Genomic DNA, 841 nt, shown 5'->3' with positions numbered 1-841 from the left:
TGAGACCGGTGACGCACAGGTCCTCGACGTACACCGCTTGGTTGTCGCGGATGATCCGGGTCGAGAGCTTGTGCTGCCAGTCCCGCCGGCTGTCGGCCACCCGGGCGTGCGCCCGGGCGACCTTGACGACGGCCTTGCTGCGATTTGCGCTGCCCCGCTGCTTGCGGGACAGGTCCTGCTGCAACCGCTTGAGTTTGCGGGCCGCCCGGCGCAGGAACCTCGGCGCGGTGATCTTCTTGCCGTTGGACAGGACCGCGAAGTGCGTCAGGCCCAGGTCGATACCCACCTCGCCGTCGACCGGCGGCAGCGGCTCGTCCGCGGGCTGTACGACGAACGAGGCGAAGTACCGTCCGGCCGCGTCCCGGATGACCGTGACCGAGGTGGGCGCCGCCGGCAGTTGCCGGGACCAGCGCACCGCCACGTCGCCGATCTTCGGCAGCCGGAGCCGGCCGTTGTCCAGGACCTTGAACCGGGCGTTCGCGGTTAACCGGATCGCCTGCCGGTTGTCCTTGCGGGACCGGAACCGAGGTGGCGCGACCTTGCGGCCCTTGCGCTTGCCGCTCGTCGAGGCGGAGAAGTTGCGGTACGCGGCGTTCAGGTCCGCGAGGGCCTGCTGGAGCACCACCGCCGACACCTCACCCAGCCACACCCGCTCCGGCGTCCGCTTCGCCTCGGTGATGACCCGCTTCGACAGGTCGCCGTCCGACAGGTACGGCTCACCCGCCTCGCGGGCCTGCTGACGTGCGCGCAGCCCGTCGTTGAACACCACCCGCGCACACCCGAACGCCCGCGCCAGCGAAGCCTGCTGGCCGGGCGTCGGGTAGACGCGGTAGTTGTACCG

At 70.7% G+C, this 841-nt stretch carries 1 protein-coding gene; it reads right to left on the bottom strand.

What is annotated here, in order from left to right; all coding sequences use genetic code 11:
* Nucleotides 1-841, bottom strand: an 841-nt coding sequence (locus DKT69_RS00145) for an RNA-guided endonuclease InsQ/TnpB family protein (protein WP_109799584.1), incomplete at both ends; no start/stop codon positions are given.

It is taken from the genome of Micromonospora sicca, assembly GCF_003172935.1.
GTDB classification, from domain to species: Bacteria; Actinomycetota; Actinomycetes; order Mycobacteriales; family Micromonosporaceae; genus Micromonospora; species Micromonospora sicca.
This window is presented reverse-complemented; position numbering and strand designations above follow the sequence as displayed.